Source organism: Nocardioides sp. InS609-2 (genome assembly GCF_023208195.1).
Classification (GTDB): domain Bacteria; phylum Actinomycetota; class Actinomycetes; order Propionibacteriales; family Nocardioidaceae; genus Nocardioides.
This window is the reverse complement of sequence record NZ_CP060034.1, coordinates 3,546,934-3,567,292: the sequence shown is the minus strand read 5'-3', so window position 1 is coordinate 3,567,292 and position 20,359 is coordinate 3,546,934. Positions and strand designations below refer to the sequence as shown.

The window sequence follows — 20,359 nt, the reverse complement described above, 5'->3', positions numbered from 1 at the left end:
AGGGCACCCGGACGAGGGACATCCGTCCACGCATAACACCGGCGAGCGCTCCTTGAGAACAGCAGAAACGGTACCCAAAATGGGGTATGCCCACCGGTGAACGGTCAATCACGCGAGTAAAGAATTCTCGCCTCAGGCCCTGTCTCGAGGACGCCCCGCGCAGATCGTCACCCGCTCTGCGGCGAGCTGACCACCGGCCGTCCTACGGGGCCGAGATGGCCACGCCGTTCTCCCAGACGTTGCCGCTGAACACGTTGCCGTTGCCGGATGGCGCCACCGCGGTCACGGGACCGAACGCGGCGCACTTGCCGCTGGCGCCCCGCGCGAAGACGTTGTTCGTCACCTTCACGTTGGCCGCGGACTTGCCGTACGGCTTGGCGGGGTCGTAGCCGGCGTACATGCAGAACCCGGCTGGGCTCGACACGAACAGGTTGTTGTCCACCGTGAGGTTCGTGATCGGGTCGAAGTCGCCGTACGCGGCGAGGGCCGCCGAGCATGCGCCCCCGTTGTCCGTCGGCTGGGAGTCGCAGGCCAGGGTGTTGTGGCGCAGCGTCATGGCGTGGCCTCCGTTGCTCAGGAACCCGTCGCCGTGCCAGTCACTGCCCGCGGGCATGTACTGGCCGTGCAGCCAGGAGTCCTGGACGTCGCACTGGCTGGAGCAGCCCACCGAGGCACGTGCACCAACGACCTCCACGCGACGCAGAGTCAGGTTGTACTGACCGACCGCGGAGTTCTCTGACCTCCCGCCGTCGACGGTTGAGTCAGACATCGTCAGCGAACCGTTGTCCTCGATGAAGACGGTGCCGTTGACCTTGGTCCGCGTCATCGTCACGTTGGGCGCCTTGATGGTCAACGTGCCGTTGACCTGCGCGCCGTCGATCACCGCTCCGGCAGTCGTGACGGTCATGGGACCGGCGTACGTCGCCAGTGCGATGTCGGGCACGCCCGTGTTCGACGCGTTCGGGAACGGGTTGTTGCTCGGCGGCGGGGGCGGGGTGGTGGTCGACTTCGTCCGCCGCAGGTGCACGTCGTCCAGCAGGACGCGGTCGCCGCGACCCTGCTTGGTACGGACCGCCACCTTGATGACGGAGGTGGCAGACGTGCGGACCACCTCGACCTTGGCGCGACCCCAGCTGTCGCGGGCCTTGACCCGGTCGCGCGCCGACGTCAGGAGCTGCCCGGTGGCGGGCTCGACCTCGCGCACCACGAGTGCGGCGCGGACGGTGCCGCGGGTGGACTTCAGCCAACCGGTGACGGCCTGGTTCGCGCCGACGGCGTCGCTGGCCGCGACCCTGGTGCGTGCGACCGCGGCCCCGGGACCACTGGTGCGCAGGCGTGCAGCTTGGTCGGACTTGCGTCCGTGAGCGACGGTGGTGAGCTTGGCGCGGGCGTTGGTCGACCAACTCTTCGTGCCGGACTCGAACGTCTCCTTGTAGACCGTCTTGGTCTCCGCGGAGGCTCGCTCTGAGTTGCCGACGGGACCGGGACCTGCCTGCGCCGGTGTGCCCGCAAGCACTCCGACCGGGGCCGCGAGGAGGAGCACAGGCATCAGGACACGCTGGAAGGTACGGGGGTGGATCATGGGGATTGGCCTTACCTAGGGGACAGGGCACCCGGTGGAGCTGAGGGCGGCAGCGCCCGGACCGACGGGGTGCCTGGTCGTCAGTGCGGGATCGTACCCAAAATTGGGTAGCCGTCAGGAATCGCCAGATCCCTGTCGGCTCGCGTTGCCGCTCGCGGGACGAGGCACGGCGTGGTGCCGGGCGGTGATCCGGGACCATCCCGATCACCACCCGGCGCCTTTCAAGCTGTTGGTCCGTCAGCCGGCAGGGACAGCGCCGCCGTCGTCCCAGACGTTGCCGCTGAACACGTTGCCGTTACCGGACGGCGCGACAGCCGTCACCGGTCCGTAGACGGCACACTTGCCGCTGGTGCCGCGAGCGAAGACGTTGTTCGTCACCGTCACGTTCGCCGCGGCCATGCCGTACGGCTTGGCCGGGTCGTACCCGGCGTACATGCAGTAACCGGCCGGGCTCGACACGAGCAGGTTGTTGTCCACGGTCATGTTCGTGATCGGCTCAAAGTCGCCGTAGGCGGCCAGAGCTGCCGAGCACGCGCCACCATTGCCGCTCACCTGGGAGTCGCACGCCATCGTGTTGTGGCGCAACGTCATGTTGTTACCACCGTTGGACAGAAACCCGTCACCGTGCCAGTCGCTGCCCGGCTGCATGTACTGGCCATGGATCCAGGAGTCCTGGATGTCACAGTTGCCGGCGCAGCCCACCGAGGCTCGCGCCCCGACAATCTCGACGCGACGGAGGGTCAGGTTGTACTGGCCGACAGCCGAGTTCGACGAGGTACCCCCGTCAACGGTGGAGTCGGACATCGTGAGTGAACCGTTGTTCTCGATGTAGACCGTGCCGTTGACCTTGCTCCGCGTAACGGTCACGTTGGGCGCCTGGATGGTCAGGGTGCCGTTGACCTGCTTGGCGTCGATCACGGTGCCGGCGCTCGTGATGGTCATCGGGCCGCCGTAGGCCGACAGCGTCACACCGTCGGGCACGCCTGTGTTCGACGCGTTCGGGAATGCGCCACTAGCCGGAGCCGACGTCGTGGGAGCCGACGTCGTAGGAGCCGACGTCGTAGGAGCCGACGTCGTAGGAGCCGACGTCGTAGGAGCCGACGTCGTAGGAGCCGACGTCGTAGGAGCCGACGTCGTAGGAGCCGACGTCGTAGGAGCCGACTTGGTCGAGCCCTTGGGCTGGAAGACCACATCTACGTAGTAGTTCGAGCCGTGCCACGTGCTGGTCGGGCGGCTGCTACTGCCGCCGTACGCATACGTGCCGCGCAGCGCAGTGAGGGCCTCGGTGCTCAAGGTCTCGTTGTGATCGAAGGCGTGCTCCTGGATGGCGTAGTTGCCGTTGGGCGCCAGGTAGGACGCGGTGTAGTTGACTCCGGGCTGGATCTCGACCGGCTGGGAGAAGCTCGCGGTCTGCCAGCCTGCATCCGAGGAAGCGGGGAAGGTCACCGAGGCGAGGCGGCTACCGGTGTCGCTCCACAGCTGGCCGGTGTGCGGGCCGCGGTTCGCGGAGTCGCCGTAGAACTGGATGCCGGTGACGGCTCCAGGGGTCGAGGTGGTGAACTCGACGCCGAGCGTGACCGAGTCGTCGTCGTTCTCTGCCGGGACAGCAGGCACGACGGAGTCGGACCACATGCCGTATGCCGTCGAGTTGGCCACCGGGTTCAGTGCCGTGTTCGAGACGAGGACCGGCAGGCCGATCAGTGCGGTGAGTGCGACAGCGGCGCCAAGGATCCTGGACATTCTTGGTCGTGGCAGTCGTCTGTGCGAGGGGATGGGGGACATCGATTTCCATTTCCGAGTTGTTCTTACAAGGGCATCACTCGGGTTGCGACTCCGCTACGGCGCGCCCGACAGCGCCCAGCACCGGTTGGGCTGAGCGAGGACGTATGCGACGTTGTGCGGGAAATCCCCCCGACAACCCGGTACACGGTGGGCGTTCGAAACGCGCCATGGCTTATTGCCGACACTCGGATCTTCGAGACCCGGCGCCGAGCCGTCGAACGCCGTCTCTGACAGCGAAAGACACCGTTTCACTGACCCGCAGCGACCGGCAAAAGGTCCGGTCAAGCGGGTCCACAAGAACGTAACAGCGCCCCTCGGGAGGTACGAATCGGGCCAGCGGGGACAAACCGACCAGGTCGCGCAGGAATAGGCATTCACTCGGCACCTGTCAAGCACCTGCAGCACCTGAACCCCAGCAACTCCACGAAGCCACATGCGTAACACCCTTCAATGTGATGTAGAACACAGTTCGAACGGCGTGTCGGCGCGAGAAGCGGGGGTCAGGTTGCCGTGGCAGCCCGGGACCCCAGGAATCGCCGGCCCCAGACCTCTAGCGACAGCAGGGTCCAGATACGGATCTCCTCGTCGCGACGGCCTCGGGCATGGTCGTCGAGGATGCCGCCCACGACCCGCGCATCCATGAGCGAATCGACGAGACTGTCGGGTCCACGCAGCAGGTCACGAGCGAGCTCCTGCAGCTCCCCGCGGAACCATGCGTCGATCGGCACCCGGAAGCCGACCTTGGGCCGGAACACGATCTGCTCCGGCACATGGCGCAGCGCCACCTGCTTCAGCACCCACTTCGTCTGCCCCTCGCGCACCTTCACCGAGCTCGGCAGGCGGAAGGCCAGGTCAACCAGGCGGTGGTCCAGGAACGGCGGACGCAGCTCGAGAGAAGATGCCATCGACATCCGGTCGCCGCGCTCGAGCAGGTTGTCGGGCAGCCAAGTGTCCAGGTCCATCCGACCCATCAGGTCGATCGCGTCGCGATGGGGCACGTCGCGGCGTACGGCAGGGCTGCGCTCGCCGAGCAGAGCATCGATCTCGTAGTCGGTGAACGGTGCGAACCAGTCCTCCATGCGCGCGTGAGGCTGCGCGGCGAGCGCACGCACCGCGATCCGCAGCTTCCCCCGGCTCGACGGCAGGGCCCGCTCGAGCGTGCGCATCCCGCGGCCGCGCACCCGCGCCGGGAGACGGTTGGCCAGCGTCGTGGCGCCGGCGTACCGGTACTTCGGGTAGCCGCCGAACAGCTCGTCACTGCCCTCACCGGACAGCACGACCTTCACGTGCTGCCGAGCTGCCTTGGCGAGCTGGGCCACGGCGATGTCAGCAGGCTCGCTCACCGGAGCGTCCCGATGCCAGGTCAGGTGCTCCCACATGCCGCGGAAGTCGCCGGGCTGGATCCGCACGCGGTGATGGTCGGTGCGGAACACACTGCTGACCAGGTCGGAGTGTGGTGTCTCGTCGACCCGCGGGTCGCCGAAGTCGGCCGTGAAGGTGGCGATGGGGCCGGTGCTGCCCGCCCTGCGGCGCGCGCCGTCGGCGAGCGCGACGATCAAGCTGCTGTCGACTCCCCCGGACAGATAGGCACCCACGGGTACGTCGGCGACGAGGGCGGAGTCGATGGCCTGCTTCAAGGTGTCCTCGACGAGGTCGATCGCCTGCCCGGGCGAGCACGGCTCGAGGTCGTCAGGATCGGGGAGGCGCCAGTAGGGTCTGACGGTCACCTCGCCGCGAGCGGACACCTCCACGACATGGCCCGGCGGCACCTTGCGGATGCCCTTGAACAGCGTGTTGGGCGCGTGTATGGCGCGCGCCTTGAGGTAGCCGCGCAGCTGCGTCTCGTCGAGGGCGACCCGGTCGCCGAGCACCTCTAGCAGTGCCTTGATCTCGGAGCCGAAGACGAGCTGCTGCGCATCGAGGTAGTAGTAGAGAGGGAGCACTCCCACGCGGTCGCGGACCAGCCACGTGCGACCGGTGTGACGGTCGAACATGCCGAACGCGAACTGTCCGACGAAACGGCTCGCGGCGTGCGGCCCGTGCCGGGCCACGGTGGCCAACACGACCTCGGTGTCTCCGCTGGTCGTGAACGGGTAGTCACTGCCCTGACGCAGCTCGCGGTAGTTGAAGATCTCGCCGTTGAACGTCAGCGTGTAGCGCTGGTCGGGGGTCTGCATCGGTTGCGGCGAGCCCTCCAGGTCGATGATCGACAACCGGGTGTGGGCAATGCCGACCGGACCCTCGATGAGGAAACCCTCGTCGTCGGGCCCGCGGTGCGCGAGCACGTGCATCATCCGTCGAAGCGCGGCCTCGTCGACCCGTTGGTCGTCGAAGCGCCGGATGCCGGCGACGCCACACATCAGCCCACCTCCTGCTGGTCGAGGATCGCGCGGAGCACGTCTGCCCGAGCGTCCCAGGAGTCACCAGCGACTGCCGCTCGACGAAGCTCGGGGGTGCCTGCCGGGTGGCCGTCGACGGCCTCGCGCACGAGGGCGACGAAGTGGTCGGAGGAGCCAGAGACGGCCATGACGTCGGCATGTGCCTCCGCCTCCGGGTAGGGCGTGGTCACTACCGGCAGGCCGAGTGCGAGGTACTCCTTGGTCTTGATCGGGTTGCAGAAGCGGATCCAGTCGTTCTGGAGCCACGGCATGAGAGCAACGTCGAAACCCGCGCCGTAGGCCGGGATCTCGGCGTACGGCTTCATCCCGAGCCAGTGGACGTTGGGCAGCGCGACGAGCTCGTCGAGGGGACAGGTGGCCGCCCCCACGAGCACGACAGAGACGTCGGGGAGCTCGACCGCGAGGCGGCTGATGAGGTCGAGGTCGACGACGTAGTCGTCGATGCCACCGAAGAACCCGACGCGCGGGTGCGGCACCGGCGCGAGGTCGGCCGGCTCCGCGCCCCCGGGCTGGGGAGCGAAGTGGTCGAGATCGACACCGTGGCCCAGAAAGAGGGCGCGCCCCGAGCCCGCCGACACCAGTGGCTGCTCGTCCGCCATCAGCTCCCGGCTGACGTAGACCGCCGCGTCGCACGCCTCGAGCATCGACGCCTCGAGGCCGGCGATGAGTGTCGTGTCGGCCTCGGGCAGGGCGGAGTAGCGGTCGGAGCGGTTGACCACCACGGTGCGCGTCCGGAGACGGCGCGCGACCTCCCAGGCGGTCGGGAGCGTGATGAGGACGTCGGGGACGCGGATGCCGACGAGCCGCGACGCAACCCGCACCTGAAGCCGCACCGACAGGGCGTTGAGACGGCTCAGGCGCGGATTGGCGAACACCGGCACACTGACCGGCGTCATCACGTACAGCTTCGGGAAGGCGGGCTCAGGTCGGCGCAGTGCCCGGAGGGTGCTGCCGACCTTGCGTGCGACCCGGCGCAGCGGCTGGCTGGTGGTCCCGCGCCTTGGCATCCGCATGCCCAGGCTGTTGACGAGGAGCACCGGGCGGTCGATCGACAGCGCGCGGGCCAGCTGGACGTCGGAGTGCGCGCGGTTGTGGTACCAGTAGTCCTGCGCCGAGAAGAGGACCACGCCGACGCCTCTCATCCGGCGTCCTGCGAAGGCACTCGCGAACGGTTCCGGACGTACGACGCCAGGGCGACATCGTCGTACAAGTCGACGTACGCACGGCCCAGCTCGTCGTGAGACGTCTCCTCCGCCGGGGCCGCCGTGGCGACCGTCGCCAGGCCACTCAGCTCGTCGATGACCCTGACGTACGACGTGGCCTGGGCCTTCCAGTCGAGCTGCTCGGCAACCCGACGCCGGGCTCGCAGGCCCATGTCGGCACGCAGGTCGTCGTCGTCGAGCAGCCGCTCGACGGCGTCGCAGAACGCGGTGAGGTTTCCCGAGTCGACGTACAGGACCGTGTCGGCACCGCTGACCCTGGTCTCGACAAGGTCGAACGAGACCGAGGGAAGGCAGTAGGCCATGTACTCCATGGTCTTGTTCATCGTCGAGACGTCGTTGAGCGGCGACTTGAGGTCGGGGCACACACCGATGTCGGCGTTGCTCAGGTGACCCGCCATCGCCACCTTGTCGACGCGTCCGGTGAACTCGACCACGTCGTCGAGGCCGAGCTCGCTGCACTCGCGCCGCAGGGCGGCGAGGCAGTCACCGAAGCCCATCAGCACGGCCCGAACGTCGGTGCGGCCGCGCCGGTGCACGAGCTCGTCCATGACGTGGAGGACCGTGTCGACGCCATCTTGAGGCCCCATGATCCCGACGTAGGCGAGTGTGAAGGTCTCCCGCTCGGCCGGCGCGGTGGGGGTCGCGAGGACCGGCCGCATCTGGCGCGTGTCAGGACCACTGCGCACCACGGTGACGTGCCGCGGGTCGAGGCCGCCCCTGTGGATCGCCACCTGGCGGTAGGACTCGTTGGTCGACGTCACGCGGTCGGCCGTGCGGAAGGTGCGCCGCTCGAGCCAGGTGAGCGCCCGCAGCTCGAGGCGCTCACGCAACCCGGAGGGCTGGCCGAACCGCGACAGGAACAGCTCCGGGTTCAGGTCGTGGTGGTCGAAGAGGAATCGCACTCCACGACGTCGCCAGAGACGGGCGAGCAGCCAGTAGGTGTCGGGCGGGTTGCAGGCCTGTAGGACGTCGAAGCGCTGCCTGCGCCAGACCCGCAGGGACAGCCAGGCCGTGCGCAGCCAGGAGTAGATGAACTCCAGGGCGTAGCCCGCCAGGCCCGATGCCTCGGGGGTGGGAGCGTACTTGTAGACGTGGACGCCCTCGATGACCTGCCGGGCCGGGTCGTCCGGTCCCTTCGGGCAGATCACGCTGACGTCGTAGCCTCGCGCCCGCAGGGCCAGGCACTCGAGCCAGACCCGCCGGTCGAGAGGCACGGGCAGGTTCTGCACGATGATCAGGACGTGTGCGCCGCCGGTCACGCGGGGCCTCCAGACGGGTCATGGCGAAGTCGTTGTCGGCCACCGAGTGGTGCCTGCCGGATCACGGCCGTGAGGCCCGCTGTGAAGGCGGCACGGGAGAAGAGCTGCTCGGCCCGTCTCCGGGCCGCGCGCCCCAGGGACGCACGACGTGCGGGATCTGCGGCCAGATCGCCCACGCTGCGCGCGAAGGCCTCGACGTCGCCCGCCTCGACCAGCACGCCCGTGTCACCGAGCTGGTGAGCCACACCCCCGACGTCGAAGGCCACGACCGGCTTCGCCAGCATCATCGCCTCCATCACCACCAGCGGAAACGGGTCGTCGCGCGACGGCAGGGTCATGATGTCGAAGCCGCGCATGGCGGCGTACGGGTTGGCCGACGCTCCCGCGAACTCGACCTGCGGCTGACCGGCGGCCTCGACCGGCGGATCGCCGTCGCCGACCCAGACGAAGCGCAGCCGCGCGCCACCCTCGCCGGCGATCGCGCTGCGCGCGGCACGCAGCCAGAGGTCGACGCCCTTGCGGTGCTCCACCGCTCCGCAGCTGCCGACCACGACCTCGTGACCGTCCCTCGCCTCGGCAGGACCGGCCGTGAGGCGGCGGATGAGGTGTTCGTCTGGGATGGATAGCAGCAGGTGGACGTCTGCGGCCCCGGCATCGAGAAGGTCGCCCTCCACACTTGGCGAACAGGCCACCAGCAGCACGTCAGGCGCAGGCAGACCGCGGATCCCCACGCGCCCCAGGAACCCACCCAGGACCTCGCCGGACTCGTGCACGTGCAGCACCACCGGGTGTCCCAGCAGGCGACCGACGCGGACGTACGCCGCAGCCGACGACGAGTTGACGTAGACGATGTCGGGTCGAGCCATCAGGACGGTCACGAGCGCGACAGTGAGCTCCAGCAGCCTGGCCACGGGGTCCCGGAACCTCCCCGGGCGTGACCACAGCCGGCGTCGGACGCGCCAGAGCGGCTCGACACGCGTCGGCGCCACGTGGGCGAAGTCGGGCAGGAGGGGTCCCGGCCGCTGGGACACCACCCTGACGTCGTGGCCCTGCTCGACCAGGCAGTGGGCGACGAGCGCAGCGATCCGCGGCGCCCCCGTGCGCGATGCCTCGTGGCTCACCAGCAGGACCCGGCTCATGATCTCGCCCGCCGCGGCCCGGCCGCTGCCCGCCGCAGAACACCCAGGCCGTGGCGCGACACGAGGTAGGCATCGTCGAGCAGGCGGACCGGAGCGGGGCTCGCACCCACGAGGCAGTCACGGTAGATCACCTCGAGGCGCGTGGCGGCAGCGTCGAGGCCGAACCGCTCCTCGGCGACGCCGAGCCCCCACCGGCCGAGCGACTCGCGCGTCCCGGGGTCCAGGCGGCCGAGCTGTGCTGCGAGGTGCTGCGCGGGCTCCGGCTGCTCATCGGTGCCGAAGAAGCCGGCGCTCATGAAGTAGTCGTTGCTGGCAGGCTCGAAGAGCCGGCTGAAGCCGTTCTCGCCGAGCACGACGAGCGCGCGGCCGTGGGCGAGCGTGCGGCTGGCCGACCCGCCCATGGCGAGGCCGACGTCGGTGGCGGCGTAGGCAGGGTGCGGGTCGGCGAGGGCACCCGTCAGGATGATCGCCTCCCGTCCGAGCTCGGCGTTGACCTTCGCGGCGTGGAGCCGCACCTGCTCCATGGCGTTGCCGTCACCGACGACGGCCAGCCGCAGGTCGGGATCGTCACGGACGGCGACGGCGTCCATGGCCATCAGGATGCCGGATAGCTTCATCACCCGGTCGACCCGGGTGATCACGGTGAGCAGCACCTCCGTCGGGGTGATGGAGTACTCGGCCCGGAACGCGGCACCCGCAGCGGCGTCGGGCCGGTCGTGCGCGAGGTCCACCGGCGGCTCCAGCAGCCAGGCGCGGGAACCGTGCTCACGCAGCGCCTCCTCGTGCAGCCCCACCGTGCCGACCAGGAGCGGCGTGCGGGAGGTGGTGGGGAACTCGTTGGTCATCATCCAGTTGAGTACGACGGCGATGCGCCTCCGCCGCAGGCCGCTCGCCAGAGCGGCAGCACGCCCGAGCCACGGCGCGAAGACGTGGATGACCCGCAGGTCGTGGGCCTCCGCGTAGCGACGGAGCTGGCGGGCCCGGGCGAGCAGCCCCGCCTTCGTCGGCAGCAGGGTGACCTCGAAGCCGGCAACCTCGGCGTACGGCAGGATCGAGACCAGCACCTGCTCGTCGATCGCCAGCAGGTGCACCTCGTGTCCGCGGCTGCGAAGAGTGCGGGCGAGGTCGATCGCGTTGATCGGGCAGCCACCCAGGGCAAGCCCTTCGAGCACGAAGGCGACGCGCAGCGGGTCGGCGCGACCGGAGTGGGCGGCAACGCTGCGCTGCCCTCCAGAGTCTCCGACTGTCAGGCTCATGGGTGTCAGCCGACCAGCGAGCCGAGTGTCGCAGCGACGTACTCCTGCTGCTCGGACGTCAGGTGCGGGTGCATGGGCAGGGAGAGGACCTGGCCGGCCGCCCGCTCGGAGACGGGGAACGATCCGGGGCCCTGCTCCAGGCCTGCGTAGGCGTCGGTCAGGTGCACCGGCGTCGGGTAGTGGATGCCGGCGCCGATGCCCGCTGCGGTCAGCCCGGCGAGCACGCGGTCGCGCTCCGCCACGCGGACGACGTAGAGGTGCCACACGGGCTCGTTGCCCGGGAGGACACGGGGGGTGCGGACTCCTGGGATTCCCGAGAGGAGCTCGTCATAGCGCGCGGCCGCCTCACGGCGCAGCTGGTTCCACTTCTCCAGCCGCGACAGCTTGGCCCGGAGATAGACGGCCTGGACGGTGTCGAGCCGGGAGTTCACGCCGATCACGTCGTGGACGTACTTGGTGGGCGAGCCGTGGGCACCCAGCAGCCGGACCCGGTCGGCCACTCCCGCGTCATCGGTCGTGACGGCTCCGGCGTCACCAGCGGCGCCGAGGTTCTTGCCGGGGTAGAAGCTGGTGCCGGCCACCAACCCGAGCGTGCCGGCCGCGCGTCCGTGACGGCGAGCACCTTGCGACTGGGCGGCGTCCTCGACGATCGAGATGCCAGCGGCAGCACAGAGCGGCTCGAGCAGCTCGACGACCGCTGTCTGCCCGAAGAGGTGCACCGGCACGACGGCCTGGGTGCGTGAGGTGATCGCCTGCTCCACCGCAGCCGCATCGATCAGCAGGTGGTCGTCGTCGACGTCGACCAGCACGGGCGCCGCGCCGATGCGGGAGACGGCCTCGGCGGTCGCGATGAAGGTGTTCGCTGGGAGGACGACCTCCCCGCCGGGCGTGACCCCGACAGCCCGCAGCGCCAGCTCGAGCGCGTCGGTGCCGTTGGCGACGCCGATGCAGTGACGAGCCCCGACGTAGCCGGCGTACTCATCTTCGAACGCCGTGACCTCCGGGCCGCCGATGAATGCCGTGCGCGCGAAGACGTCCTCGATGCCGGCCCTCACCTCGTCGGCGATCTCCGCGTGCTGAGCCTTCAGGTCCACGAACGCGACATTCATCTCTCCACCTCCACTGCGATGCTGATGCGACGAGCGGGAACACCCACCCAGGTCTCTCCGGCCGGCAGCCCCGTCGTCAGCGCTGCCCCCATGCCGAGCACGGCGTCCTCGCCGACCACGACGTCCTCGCGGACGCAGCTGCCCATGCCGAGGTAGGCACCAGTGCGGACCCGCACTCTCCCGCCGAGGTTCACCCCCGCGCAGAGGGTCACGAAGTCCTCGACGACGTCGTCGTGGGTCAGGGTCACGTGCGGCATCGCCACGACGTGCTCGCCGACGTCGACCGCCGCGGTCATCACGACACCCTCGAGCACGATGCTGCCGCGACCGATCCGGCATCCGTCGGGCAGGTGGACGCGCGGGTGGACGACAGTGGCGTAGCGGCCGGCACCGACGCCCAGGTCGGCTAGCCGCTCGACGATGGCGCGGCGCGAGGTGCCCCGGCCGGCGCAGACCAGCAGCTCGTGGTCGGCGTACTCGCCCACGAGATCGAGGCCGCCCACCACGGGCACGCCGTCGAGCTCAGTGCCCCACAGAGCCGGGTCGTCGTCGAGCACCCGGATCGTGTCGTGGGCTCCCCGGTCGCGCTCCATGACGAGCACCTCGCGTGCGAGGCCAGTCGCGGCGAGGAGCATCAACCGGCTCACGACGCCTGTCCTGCGCTGCGGAGCGCCTCGATGACCCGAGCCTGGTCGGACTCCGAGAGCTGATGGAACATCGGCAGGATGAGCGTGTTGTCGGTGAGCCGCTCGGTCACCGGCAGAGGCACGTCGCCGGTGTCGCGGTCGCGGTAGGCGGGCTGTCGGTGGGAGGCCATGATGCCGCGGCGGGCGGAGATGCCCGCCTCGGCGAGGGTCAACATCAGCTCTTCGCGATCCTGGGCGAAGTCGGGCTCGACCTCCACCCAACACGACTGGAAGTTGGTGGTGCCCCAGGCAGGGTCGACCACGATGCGCAGCCCGTCGATCTCGTCGACCGCCATGGCGTAGGACGCGGCGATGGCGCGGCGACGGTCGACCACCTCGGGCAGCCGACCGAGCTGGACGATGCCCACGGCTGCCTGGAGGTCGGTCATCCGGAAGTTGAAGCCGATCTCGGCGTACTCCTCCGGCGGCGCCAGGACCTGCGAGTGCCGGTCGGCCGCCGACACGCTCATCGCGTGCTCGCGCAGCTGCCGGGCACGGGCCGCCCATTCGGGGAGAGACGTGGTGACCATCCCGCCCTCGCCGGTGGTGAGGATCTTGCGCGGGTGGAACGACCAGGCGGCGATGTCGGCACCGGCACCGACGGGGCGGTCGCGATAGGTCGAGCCGGCCGCGCACGCGGCGTCCTCGATCACGACGATGTCCTGCGGGTCGCACAACGCGCGCAGGGGTGCGAGGTCGAGCGGCACGCCACCCTGGTCCACGGCGATCACCGCGCGTGTCCGTGCGGTGATCGCCGAGGCGACTGTGTCGGCCGTGAGGTTGCCGGTCGTCGCATCCACGTCGGCGAAGACGGGGCGCGCCCCGACATAGGTCACGGCGTTGGCGGTGGCGATGAAGGAGAACGACGGCACCACGACGTCGTCGCCGGGGCCCACCCCGGCGACGAGCAGGGCCAGGTGCAACCCGGTGGTGCACGACGACACCGCCACGGCGTGGTCTGCCTGCATGGCCATGGCGAAGGCGGTCTCGAACGCCGCGACGCGCGGCCCTTGGGCGACCCAGCCGGAGGCGATCACCTCGGCGACGGCAGCGGCCTCCTCGTCGCCCAGCCAGGGCTGCATGACATTGATGCGGCTCATGACGCCACCGGGGTGCGGCCCGCTGCGATCTCCTCGCGCAACGGACGCCACCACTCGACGAGCTCGCGCAGTCCCTGGTCGAGGCCGACCTGGGCGGTGAACCCGAGGTCGCGCTCGGCCGCGGAGACGTCTGCGAGCCGGCGTACGACGCCGTTGACCGCGCGATCGGGGCCGTGCTCGACCGCGAGGTCGGAGCCCATCACCTTGAGCAGTGTCTGGGCCAGCCCGAGCAGGCTGGTCTCCTCGCCGCAGGCGATGTTGTAGACGCCCTCGGTGATGTCGCTGCCCGCCGCGAGGACGTTGGCCCGCGCGATGTCCGTGGTGTAGGCGAAGTCCATGGTCTGCTGCCCGTCGCCGAAGATCAGCGGCGGCTGGCCGTCGACGATGCGTTCCATCCAGCGCACCAGCACCTCCGTGTAGAGGCCGTGCACGTCCATCCGCGGGCCGTAGACGTTGAAGTAGCGCAGCAGCACGTAGTCGAGGCCGTTCATGGCCCGGAAGCTGCGGATCATGCCTTCGTTGAACGACTTGGCGGCGCCGTAGAACGTGTCGTTATTGTGGTGGTGGTGCCGCTCGGTGGTCGGGAACTCCTCGGCCATGCCGTAAACCGACGCAGACGACGCCGCGACCAACTTGTCGACGCCGTGCTCGACGGTGGCCTCGACGACGTTGAACGTGCCGTCCACGAGCACCTCGAGGGCGAGCCGCGGCTCCTCGGCGCACTGGGTGATGCGGATCGCGGCCTGGTGGAAGACCACGTCCTTGCCGCGGGTCACGTCGTGCACGAGGTCGCGGTCGCAGATGTCGCCCTCGACCAGGGTCACCCTCCCCGAGGCGAGAGCACCGTCGAGGTTGGCGCGGCGGCCGCGCACGAGGTTGTCGAGCACGTCGATGTGCCCCACGCTGGCCTCGAGAAGCTGGTCGACCAGCGTCGACCCGATGGTGCCCGCGCCACCCGTGACCAGGACGGACGCTCCTTCAAGACCGCTCATCAGACTGCCTCACGCTCAACGGTTCGGGTGTCGGGGTCCACGAGCGAACCGCCCGTGACGAGGCTGGCCGAGGCCGCCTCCAGGACGGAGAGGACGCGCAGGCCGGCCGCACCGTCGGTGAGGGACGCGCGCTTGTCGCGGATGCACGCGGCGTACTCGGCGACCATCGAACCGAGCGCCTCGCGCTCGGGCAGGGCCGGCGCCCAGGTGTCGCCGAGCCGGTAGGAGATCGTGGCGGCTGTGCGGTCATCGGCGGAGACCTGGGCCAGGTCGACGCCGCGGTCGTAGACGCTGATCCGCTGCTGCGGGTTGAGGTCGTCCCAGACCAGCGTGCGCCGGCTGCCACCGATCACCATCTGGCGGATCTTGGTGGGGCTCAGCCAGTTGACGTGCACATGGGCGATGGCGCCGCCGGGCAGCGGCATCGTGAGGTAGCCGACGCACGACTTGCCGGCGCGCAGCGGGTCGGCACCGTGGGCGGCGACGCCCTCGGGTCGGAGCCCGTCGGGCAGGATGAAGTCGAGGATCGACAGGTCGTGGGGAGCGAGGTCCCAGAAGACGTCGACGTCGGGCTGCACGAGCCCGAGGTTGATGCGGACCGAGTCGATGAAGAGGATCTCCCCCAGCGCACCGTCGGCGATCAGCTCGCGGATCTTCTGCACTGCTGGGGTGTAGCAGTAGGTGTGGTCGGCCATCAGGACCACGTCCTGGGAACGGGCCAGGTCGACCATGGCCGAGCCGTTGGCCACGCTGTCTGCCAGCGGCTTCTCGACCAGCACGTGCTTGCCGGCCCGCATCGCCGTCAGGGCGATGTCCTGGTGGGTGCGCGCCGGCGTTGCGATGGCGATCGCGTCGACGTCGTCGCGGGCGAGCACATCGACCAGGTCGGCGTGGACCTCGACGCCGCTGCGCGCGCCGAGCGCCTTCTGGGCGCGTTCGACGTCGAGGTCGCAGACGGCGACCAGGTCCCAGTCGTCGGCCGCTCGGAAGTTGCGGATCAGGTTGGGTCCCCAGTAGCCCGCGCCCACGACGGCAATACCGACCTTGCTGCTTGTTGACATTCAATTCCCCCAGGATCGTCTTGCCTGCTGTTCAGATCATCCGTCCTCGACGACCCCTAGGGGGAGGTTTGGCGGAAGACGAGATCGACGAAGTAGTTGGTGGCGTTGAACGTGCTCGTCGGGAAACCGCCGCCGGTGCCGTAGCGGTAGCGGCCGTTGCCCGCTGCCGGGGCCGTCAAGGGACCCACCGTCCGGGCGGTCGTGAAGTAGCCGGCCGTCGCGGAGTAGTGAGCGACGGGTGCGTAGTAGGACACGACGTACGCCGTGCCGGCGGTCACCGGCACCGGTGTGGCCAGCACGGCCGTCTGCCAGCCGGAGGCGGTCTCGTTGGTGAACGTGACGGTGCCCAGGCGGGTGCCGGTGATCGACCAGATCGACCCGGTGTGGGTGCCCGTGTTGCCGACCCCCTTGTAGAACTTCACGGCCGTGACCGTGCCGTTCTGGGAGGGGGTGAACGACGTGCCGAGCTCCACCGCGTCGGAGTCGTTGACCGACGGGGTGGCCGGGACGACGTCGGCGAACAGTGAGACGACCGTGGCCGTGGCCGTGGCCGTGCGGAACGTCCAGGTCTGGGTGGGCAGGGTCGCGCCGTCCGTGGAGACGATGCCGGCCACGGTCACGGTGTAGTCGGTGGCGGCGGCGAGCGCGGCGGTCGGCGTGAAGGTGAGCGTCTTGCCGTCGGTGGACAGGGCGGCGGAGCCCGCCACCGTCGTCGTACCGGCCTTCAGCGTCATCGACCACCCGCTCGCGAGCGGTGCGGAGAACGTCGCCGACGGCTTGACGGTCGTCGCGACGTCGTTCTCGGCGTCGAGCGGCGACCTGGACTGCAGGGTGAGGGTCGGCGCGGCACGCTGGAAGACGACGTCGACGAAGTAGTTGGCCGAACCGGATGAGTAGGTCGGGAAGCCACCGGCGGCGCTGTACAGGTAGCGGCCGTTGTTCGCCTGCGGCGCCGTCAGGTCACCCGCGGTCCACGCCGACGAGAAGAACCCGTTGGTGTAGGAGTAGTGACCGACCGGAGCGAGGTACGACGCGACGTAGCGCTGGCCCGCGGTCACCGCAACCGGCGACGAGAGCGTGCCGGTCTGCCATCCCGACGCGGTCTCGCCCGCGAAGGTCACCTGGGCCAGGCGGGTCCCGTCAATGGCCCACAACGAGCCCGTGTGGGTACCGGTGTTGCCTGCTCCCTTGAAGAAGCGGATCGCTGTGATGGTGCCGTCGCGGCTGGGTTCGAGGACGACGCCGAGCTCGACCGGGGAGCCGTCGGAGGCCGCGAGCGTCTGCGGCACCACGTCACCGAACAGGGTCTGGTTGCTGGCGGTGTCGGCCGACCTCGTGCGGAACGTCCAGGTCTGGGTCGCAAGCGTGGCACCGTCGACGGACGTGACGCCGCTGAGCGTCACCGTGATGTCGGAGTCGGCCGGCAGCTGGGCCGACGGAACCCAGGTCACGGTCTTGGCGTCGGCACTGAGGCTGGCCGTCCCCGGCAGCGTGGTCGCGCCCTGCTTGACCGTCAGCTGGTAACCCGGTGCGATCGGGGCCGACAGGACGACGGTGACGTTCGTGCCGCGCGAGACCGACACGGCGCCCGGAGCCGGGTCCTGGCTGACCACGGCGATGGCGGACGTGACCTTCTCGAAGACGACGTCCACCAAGTAGTTGGTGGCCGACGAGCTGTTGGGGAAGCCCGTGCCGTAGGTGTAGGCACCCGCGGTTGAGGTGACCCGCAGCGGCGGGCGCGACAGGTCGGCGGCCGCGAACGCATTGGGCGTCGCGGAGTAGCGGCCCACGGTGGTGCGGTACGACGCGACGTACTGGGTGTCCTTGCGTACGGGCACCGGGGTCGGGAAGGTCAGAGTCTGCCAGCCGGTCGTCGACTCGTCGGCGAACGTGCCGGTCGCCAGGCTCGTGCCGCTTGCCCCCCAGAGGGTGCCGGTGTGCGGACCGGTGTTGTTGAGGCCCTTGTAGAAGCGGACCGAGGTGATCTGCCCGTCGACGTCGGGGGTGAATCGCACGCCGAGGGTCACGGGGCTACGGTCGGCATCCTCGAGCAACGTCGGCATCAGCGAGTCGTCGAAGAGCGTGCACGGGCAGACCCCGGGCGTGCTCGGCGGTTTGACGGTAGTGAACGACCATGTACCGCCGGTCGTGACGGGGTTGCCCTGGGCGTCGGTGCCCGAGAGCGTGGCGGTGTACTTGACGAAGCCGGCGAGCGGCGCCGACGGCGTGAACGTCACGGTTCGCGAGACGGAGTCGTAGCTCGTGCTGCCCGCGACCGTCGTGCCGTTGGCGTCCTTCAGGGTGAGGCCCGCGGTGCCGGGAGCGAGGGGCTTGGAGTACCTGGCGCTCACCGTGGTGTTGGTCGGCACGCTGGAGGAGCCGGCGAGCGGCCACTGGTCGAGGGCGATCAATGGTGCGCTGTCGGTCGCGTTGAAGGTGACGTCGACGTAGTAGTTGGAGTTCTGGTAGCTCGAGGCCGGGAACGCACCGGGTGCTGCGTAGCGGCCGCCCGCCGCCGCGCCGTACCCACCCTCGATTACGAAGGCTCCAGCTTCCTGCGGCCCGTCGGAGAAGCCCCAGGTCTTGAGGGCGTAGCGACCCGCCGGTGCGGTGTAGGAGGCGACATAGACCTGGCCCGCCGTCACCGGGACCGCGCTGGCGAAGGCGACCTGCTGCCACCCGGTGGCCGTCTCGTTGGTGAAGGTCGCCTGGGCCAGGCGCTGGCCGGAGGAGCTCCAGAGCGAGCCGACGTGGGTGCCGGAGTTGCCGGTGCCCTTGTAGAAGCGGACGCCGGTGACGAAGCCGTCGGCGAGCGCGACGATGCGGACGCCGAGCTCGTTGGCAGAGCTGTCGTTGGCCGCGGTGATCTTGGGGACTTCGGGCCCGAAGATGCTGCACGGACACGTCACGCTCACGGCCTGGGAGACGGTGTCGCCGATGTTGGCGCTGTCGTCGATGGCACGCACCCGGATCGGGCTGCTGCCGACGCTCCTCGGCGCGTAGGCGTAGGTCCACGCGGTCGTGCCGGTCGCGGCGTGCCACGTCACGCCGGCGTCGGTGGAGACCTCGACTCCGGCCACGCGCCCGCCGAGGTCGGCGGCGGTGCCGGTGACGGTGACGGTCTGCCCGTTGTTGAGCACGGCGTTGGCGGCCGGGCTGGATACCGTGACCGTCGGCTTCGTCGTGTCCGTCGACTTCGTGGCCGCCACCAGGTTGGCGGCCAGGGTCGCGGGCTGGGCGCTCATGTCGGCGAGCAGGTTGACCTGCGCCTGCTGCATTCGTACGTCGGCCGGCTCGGGCGCGAACCCGGAGTCGTGCTGCGCGTCGAGGCCCCACGCCCACTGCACGGTGCCGGCGCTGAAGACGAGCGCACCGCTGGCGGCCTTGTACATGGTGAGGTGGTGGGTGGTCGTGCCGGCCTGGACCGTGTTGCCGAAGTCCTGGAGGTACTCCGGGACGGCACCGGTGGTGGTGGACAACGCGATCAGGCCCGCGGGCCGACGCCCGTTGTCGACGTCCTCGTTGGACTCGTACCCGATGGTGTGCTTGGCCAGCGTGGCCGAGCCGGAGGCAAGGTTCGCCACGGACGTGTTGCGCCACAGCCGCAACTTGCCCTCGGCGGCGCTGACGGTCATGGCCAGGTCACTGAAGTTGACCATGTACTGGGTGCCGATGAGTGAGTTCTCGGGCACTCCGGCCCCGGCGCTCTTCGGTGCGAAACGCGGGTCGCGCCAGGTGCCGGTCCACTCGGTGTCGGGGTCGATCTTGGCGTTGGCCAAGGTCTCCTTGTAGGAGGTCAAGGTGCGGTAGGCGGTGTTGGTGCCGTCGATCGAGGGCTGGTAGCGCGTCTTCCAGTAGACCTCGTTGCCGGCCAGGAACTGCAGGTTCACCCCCGCGTCGCGGGCAGCCTCGACATTGGCCCGCTGGGCCTTGCTCCAGTACTCGTCGTGGCCGATCGACAAGAAGACCTTGTGGTTCTTGATCAGCTGGCCTCGGCGGTCGCTGTCGACGCCGGCCATGTAGCTGACGTCGTAGCCGTTGCGCTCCATGAAGCGCACCATGGCGTACTCGCTCGACATGAAGAAGTCGCGCCCGGACTCACGGCCACGGGTGAGCACCGGCCGGTTGTAGCTGACCTTGTACGCGCGGCCGTTGGCGCCGCCGCCGTAGAAGTACGCCCCGCCATAGGTGTTGTAGGCCTGCCACGTCGGGTCGGAGGTCTGGAAGACGACGTCGGAGGTGCTGGCGTCGTCGCGCACGATGAAGGTGATGTGGCTGCCTGCGCCAGTGGACCGCTTGATGTGGGCGATGTAGACGCCCGAGACGGCCGTGGTCGGGACGGTCCACGAGGCGGAGACAGCCCAGTTGCCGCAGTCGTAGAGGGCGGTCGTGACGTCGGTGACGCAGTTGGGCTGGTTGCGCGGAGTTGGCGTGACGCTTGCGATCTTGCGGGCGCCGAGGCCGCCGTAGTAGCCCATCCGGTAGATGTCGGCGGTGTAGGCCGAGGCAGTGGTGTCGACCTTGAAGTCGATTCGCTGGCCGAGGTTGACCGAGATGTCGGTTGCGAAGCCCTGGATGGCGGGGTCGCCGGCACCGCTGATGTCCCAGACGCTGGGGTCGGTGCCGGGCTTGGAGTTCTCACAGGCGATCTTGTTGCCGCCGACACCGCAGGGGTCCCCCGCCGCGAGGGCAGGTGCTCCCGGCGTGACCACGGCCATCAGGGCAGCCATCATGAGCGTCGCGACGAGCGCGGCGAGCCTGGACACCATGG

13 protein-coding genes are annotated in these 20,359 nt (G+C 69.6%); all 13 read right to left on the bottom strand.

Annotation, left to right across the window (positions count from 1 at the left end):
- Positions 1-202: 202 nt before the first annotated feature.
- On the bottom strand, positions 203-1,549 hold the full coding sequence (locus tag H4Q84_RS18430; protein ID WP_248580530.1) for a hypothetical protein: 1,347 nt from the start codon (positions 1,547-1,549) through the stop codon (positions 203-205).
- A 270-nt stretch (positions 1,550-1,819) separates the two neighbouring features.
- Positions 1,820-3,322 (bottom strand): DUF4082 domain-containing protein, encoded by a 1,503-nt coding sequence (locus H4Q84_RS18425; RefSeq protein WP_248580529.1) that lies wholly within the window; start codon positions 3,320-3,322, stop codon positions 1,820-1,822.
- A 542-nt stretch (positions 3,323-3,864) separates the two neighbouring features.
- On the bottom strand, positions 3,865-5,724 hold the full coding sequence (gene asnB, locus H4Q84_RS18420) for an asparagine synthase (glutamine-hydrolyzing) (RefSeq protein WP_248580528.1): 1,860 nt from the start codon (positions 5,722-5,724) through the stop codon (positions 3,865-3,867).
- On the bottom strand, positions 5,724-6,905 hold the full coding sequence (locus H4Q84_RS18415; RefSeq protein ID WP_248580527.1) for a glycosyltransferase: 1,182 nt from the start codon (positions 6,903-6,905) through the stop codon (positions 5,724-5,726). Before H4Q84_RS18415 ends, asnB begins: the two co-directional genes overlap by 1 nt.
- A complete protein-coding gene (locus tag H4Q84_RS18410) occupies positions 6,902-8,245 on the bottom strand; it encodes a glycosyltransferase family 4 protein (protein WP_248580526.1) in 1,344 nt (447 codons plus the stop codon). Before H4Q84_RS18410 ends, H4Q84_RS18415 begins: the two co-directional genes overlap by 4 nt.
- Positions 8,242-9,384 carry a glycosyltransferase gene (locus H4Q84_RS18405; RefSeq protein WP_248580525.1) on the bottom strand — a complete coding sequence of 381 codons (1,143 nt, stop codon included), beginning with the start codon at positions 9,382-9,384 and terminating at the stop codon, positions 8,242-8,244. Before H4Q84_RS18405 ends, H4Q84_RS18410 begins: the two co-directional genes overlap by 4 nt.
- Complete coding sequence (locus tag H4Q84_RS18400) at positions 9,381-10,640, bottom strand: glycosyltransferase (protein ID WP_248580524.1); 1,260 nt, start codon at positions 10,638-10,640, stop codon at positions 9,381-9,383. Before H4Q84_RS18400 ends, H4Q84_RS18405 begins: the two co-directional genes overlap by 4 nt.
- 5 nt (positions 10,641-10,645) lie before the next feature.
- Positions 10,646-11,749 carry a DegT/DnrJ/EryC1/StrS family aminotransferase gene (locus H4Q84_RS18395; RefSeq protein WP_248580523.1) on the bottom strand — a complete coding sequence of 368 codons (1,104 nt, stop codon included), beginning with the start codon at positions 11,747-11,749 and terminating at the stop codon, positions 10,646-10,648.
- The gene (locus tag H4Q84_RS18390) at positions 11,746-12,396 is read right to left on the bottom strand and encodes an acetyltransferase (protein ID WP_248580522.1); all 651 of its coding nucleotides are present in this window, start codon (positions 12,394-12,396) and stop codon (positions 11,746-11,748) included. The genes H4Q84_RS18395 and H4Q84_RS18390 overlap by 4 nt, the downstream gene beginning before the upstream one ends.
- Entirely contained in the window at positions 12,393-13,535 is a 1,143-nt protein-coding gene (locus tag H4Q84_RS18385) for a DegT/DnrJ/EryC1/StrS family aminotransferase (protein WP_248580521.1), read from the bottom strand. The genes H4Q84_RS18390 and H4Q84_RS18385 overlap by 4 nt, the downstream gene beginning before the upstream one ends.
- Complete coding sequence (locus H4Q84_RS18380) at positions 13,532-14,527, bottom strand: NAD-dependent epimerase/dehydratase family protein (protein ID WP_248580520.1); 996 nt, start codon at positions 14,525-14,527, stop codon at positions 13,532-13,534. The genes H4Q84_RS18385 and H4Q84_RS18380 overlap by 4 nt, the downstream gene beginning before the upstream one ends.
- The gene (locus tag H4Q84_RS18375) at positions 14,527-15,588 is read right to left on the bottom strand and encodes a Gfo/Idh/MocA family oxidoreductase (protein WP_248580519.1); all 1,062 of its coding nucleotides are present in this window, start codon (positions 15,586-15,588) and stop codon (positions 14,527-14,529) included. The genes H4Q84_RS18380 and H4Q84_RS18375 overlap by 1 nt, the downstream gene beginning before the upstream one ends.
- A gap of 56 nt (positions 15,589-15,644) precedes the next feature.
- Positions 15,645-20,357 (bottom strand): DUF4082 domain-containing protein, encoded by a 4,713-nt coding sequence (locus H4Q84_RS18370; protein WP_248580518.1) that lies wholly within the window; start codon positions 20,355-20,357, stop codon positions 15,645-15,647.
- Between the last annotated feature and the right edge of the window lie 2 nt (positions 20,358-20,359).

What these genes read in the sequence shown, in the direction of transcription:
- H4Q84_RS18430 (WP_248580530.1), bottom strand. Translation starts at nt 1,549, where the DNA reads ATGCCTGTGCTCCTCCTCGCGGCCCCGGTCGGAGTGCTTGCGGGCACA.
- H4Q84_RS18425 (WP_248580529.1), bottom strand. Translation starts at nt 3,322, where the DNA reads ATGTCCAGGATCCTTGGCGCCGCTGTCGCACTCACCGCACTGATCGGC.
- asnB (WP_248580528.1), bottom strand. Translation starts at nt 5,724, where the DNA reads ATGTGTGGCGTCGCCGGCATCCGGCGCTTCGACGACCAACGGGTCGAC.
- H4Q84_RS18415 (WP_248580527.1), bottom strand. Translation starts at nt 6,905, where the DNA reads ATGAGAGGCGTCGGCGTGGTCCTCTTCTCGGCGCAGGACTACTGGTAC.
- H4Q84_RS18405 (WP_248580525.1), bottom strand. Translation starts at nt 9,384, where the DNA reads ATGAGCCGGGTCCTGCTGGTGAGCCACGAGGCATCGCGCACGGGGGCG.
- H4Q84_RS18400 (WP_248580524.1), bottom strand. Translation starts at nt 10,640, where the DNA reads ATGAGCCTGACAGTCGGAGACTCTGGAGGGCAGCGCAGCGTTGCCGCC.
- H4Q84_RS18395 (WP_248580523.1), bottom strand. Translation starts at nt 11,749, where the DNA reads ATGAATGTCGCGTTCGTGGACCTGAAGGCTCAGCACGCGGAGATCGCC.
- H4Q84_RS18385 (WP_248580521.1), bottom strand. Translation starts at nt 13,535, where the DNA reads ATGAGCCGCATCAATGTCATGCAGCCCTGGCTGGGCGACGAGGAGGCC.
- H4Q84_RS18380 (WP_248580520.1), bottom strand. Translation starts at nt 14,527, where the DNA reads ATGAGCGGTCTTGAAGGAGCGTCCGTCCTGGTCACGGGTGGCGCGGGC.
- H4Q84_RS18375 (WP_248580519.1), bottom strand. Translation starts at nt 15,588, where the DNA reads ATGTCAACAAGCAGCAAGGTCGGTATTGCCGTCGTGGGCGCGGGCTAC.
- H4Q84_RS18370 (WP_248580518.1), bottom strand. Translation starts at nt 20,357, where the DNA reads ATGGTGTCCAGGCTCGCCGCGCTCGTCGCGACGCTCATGATGGCTGCC.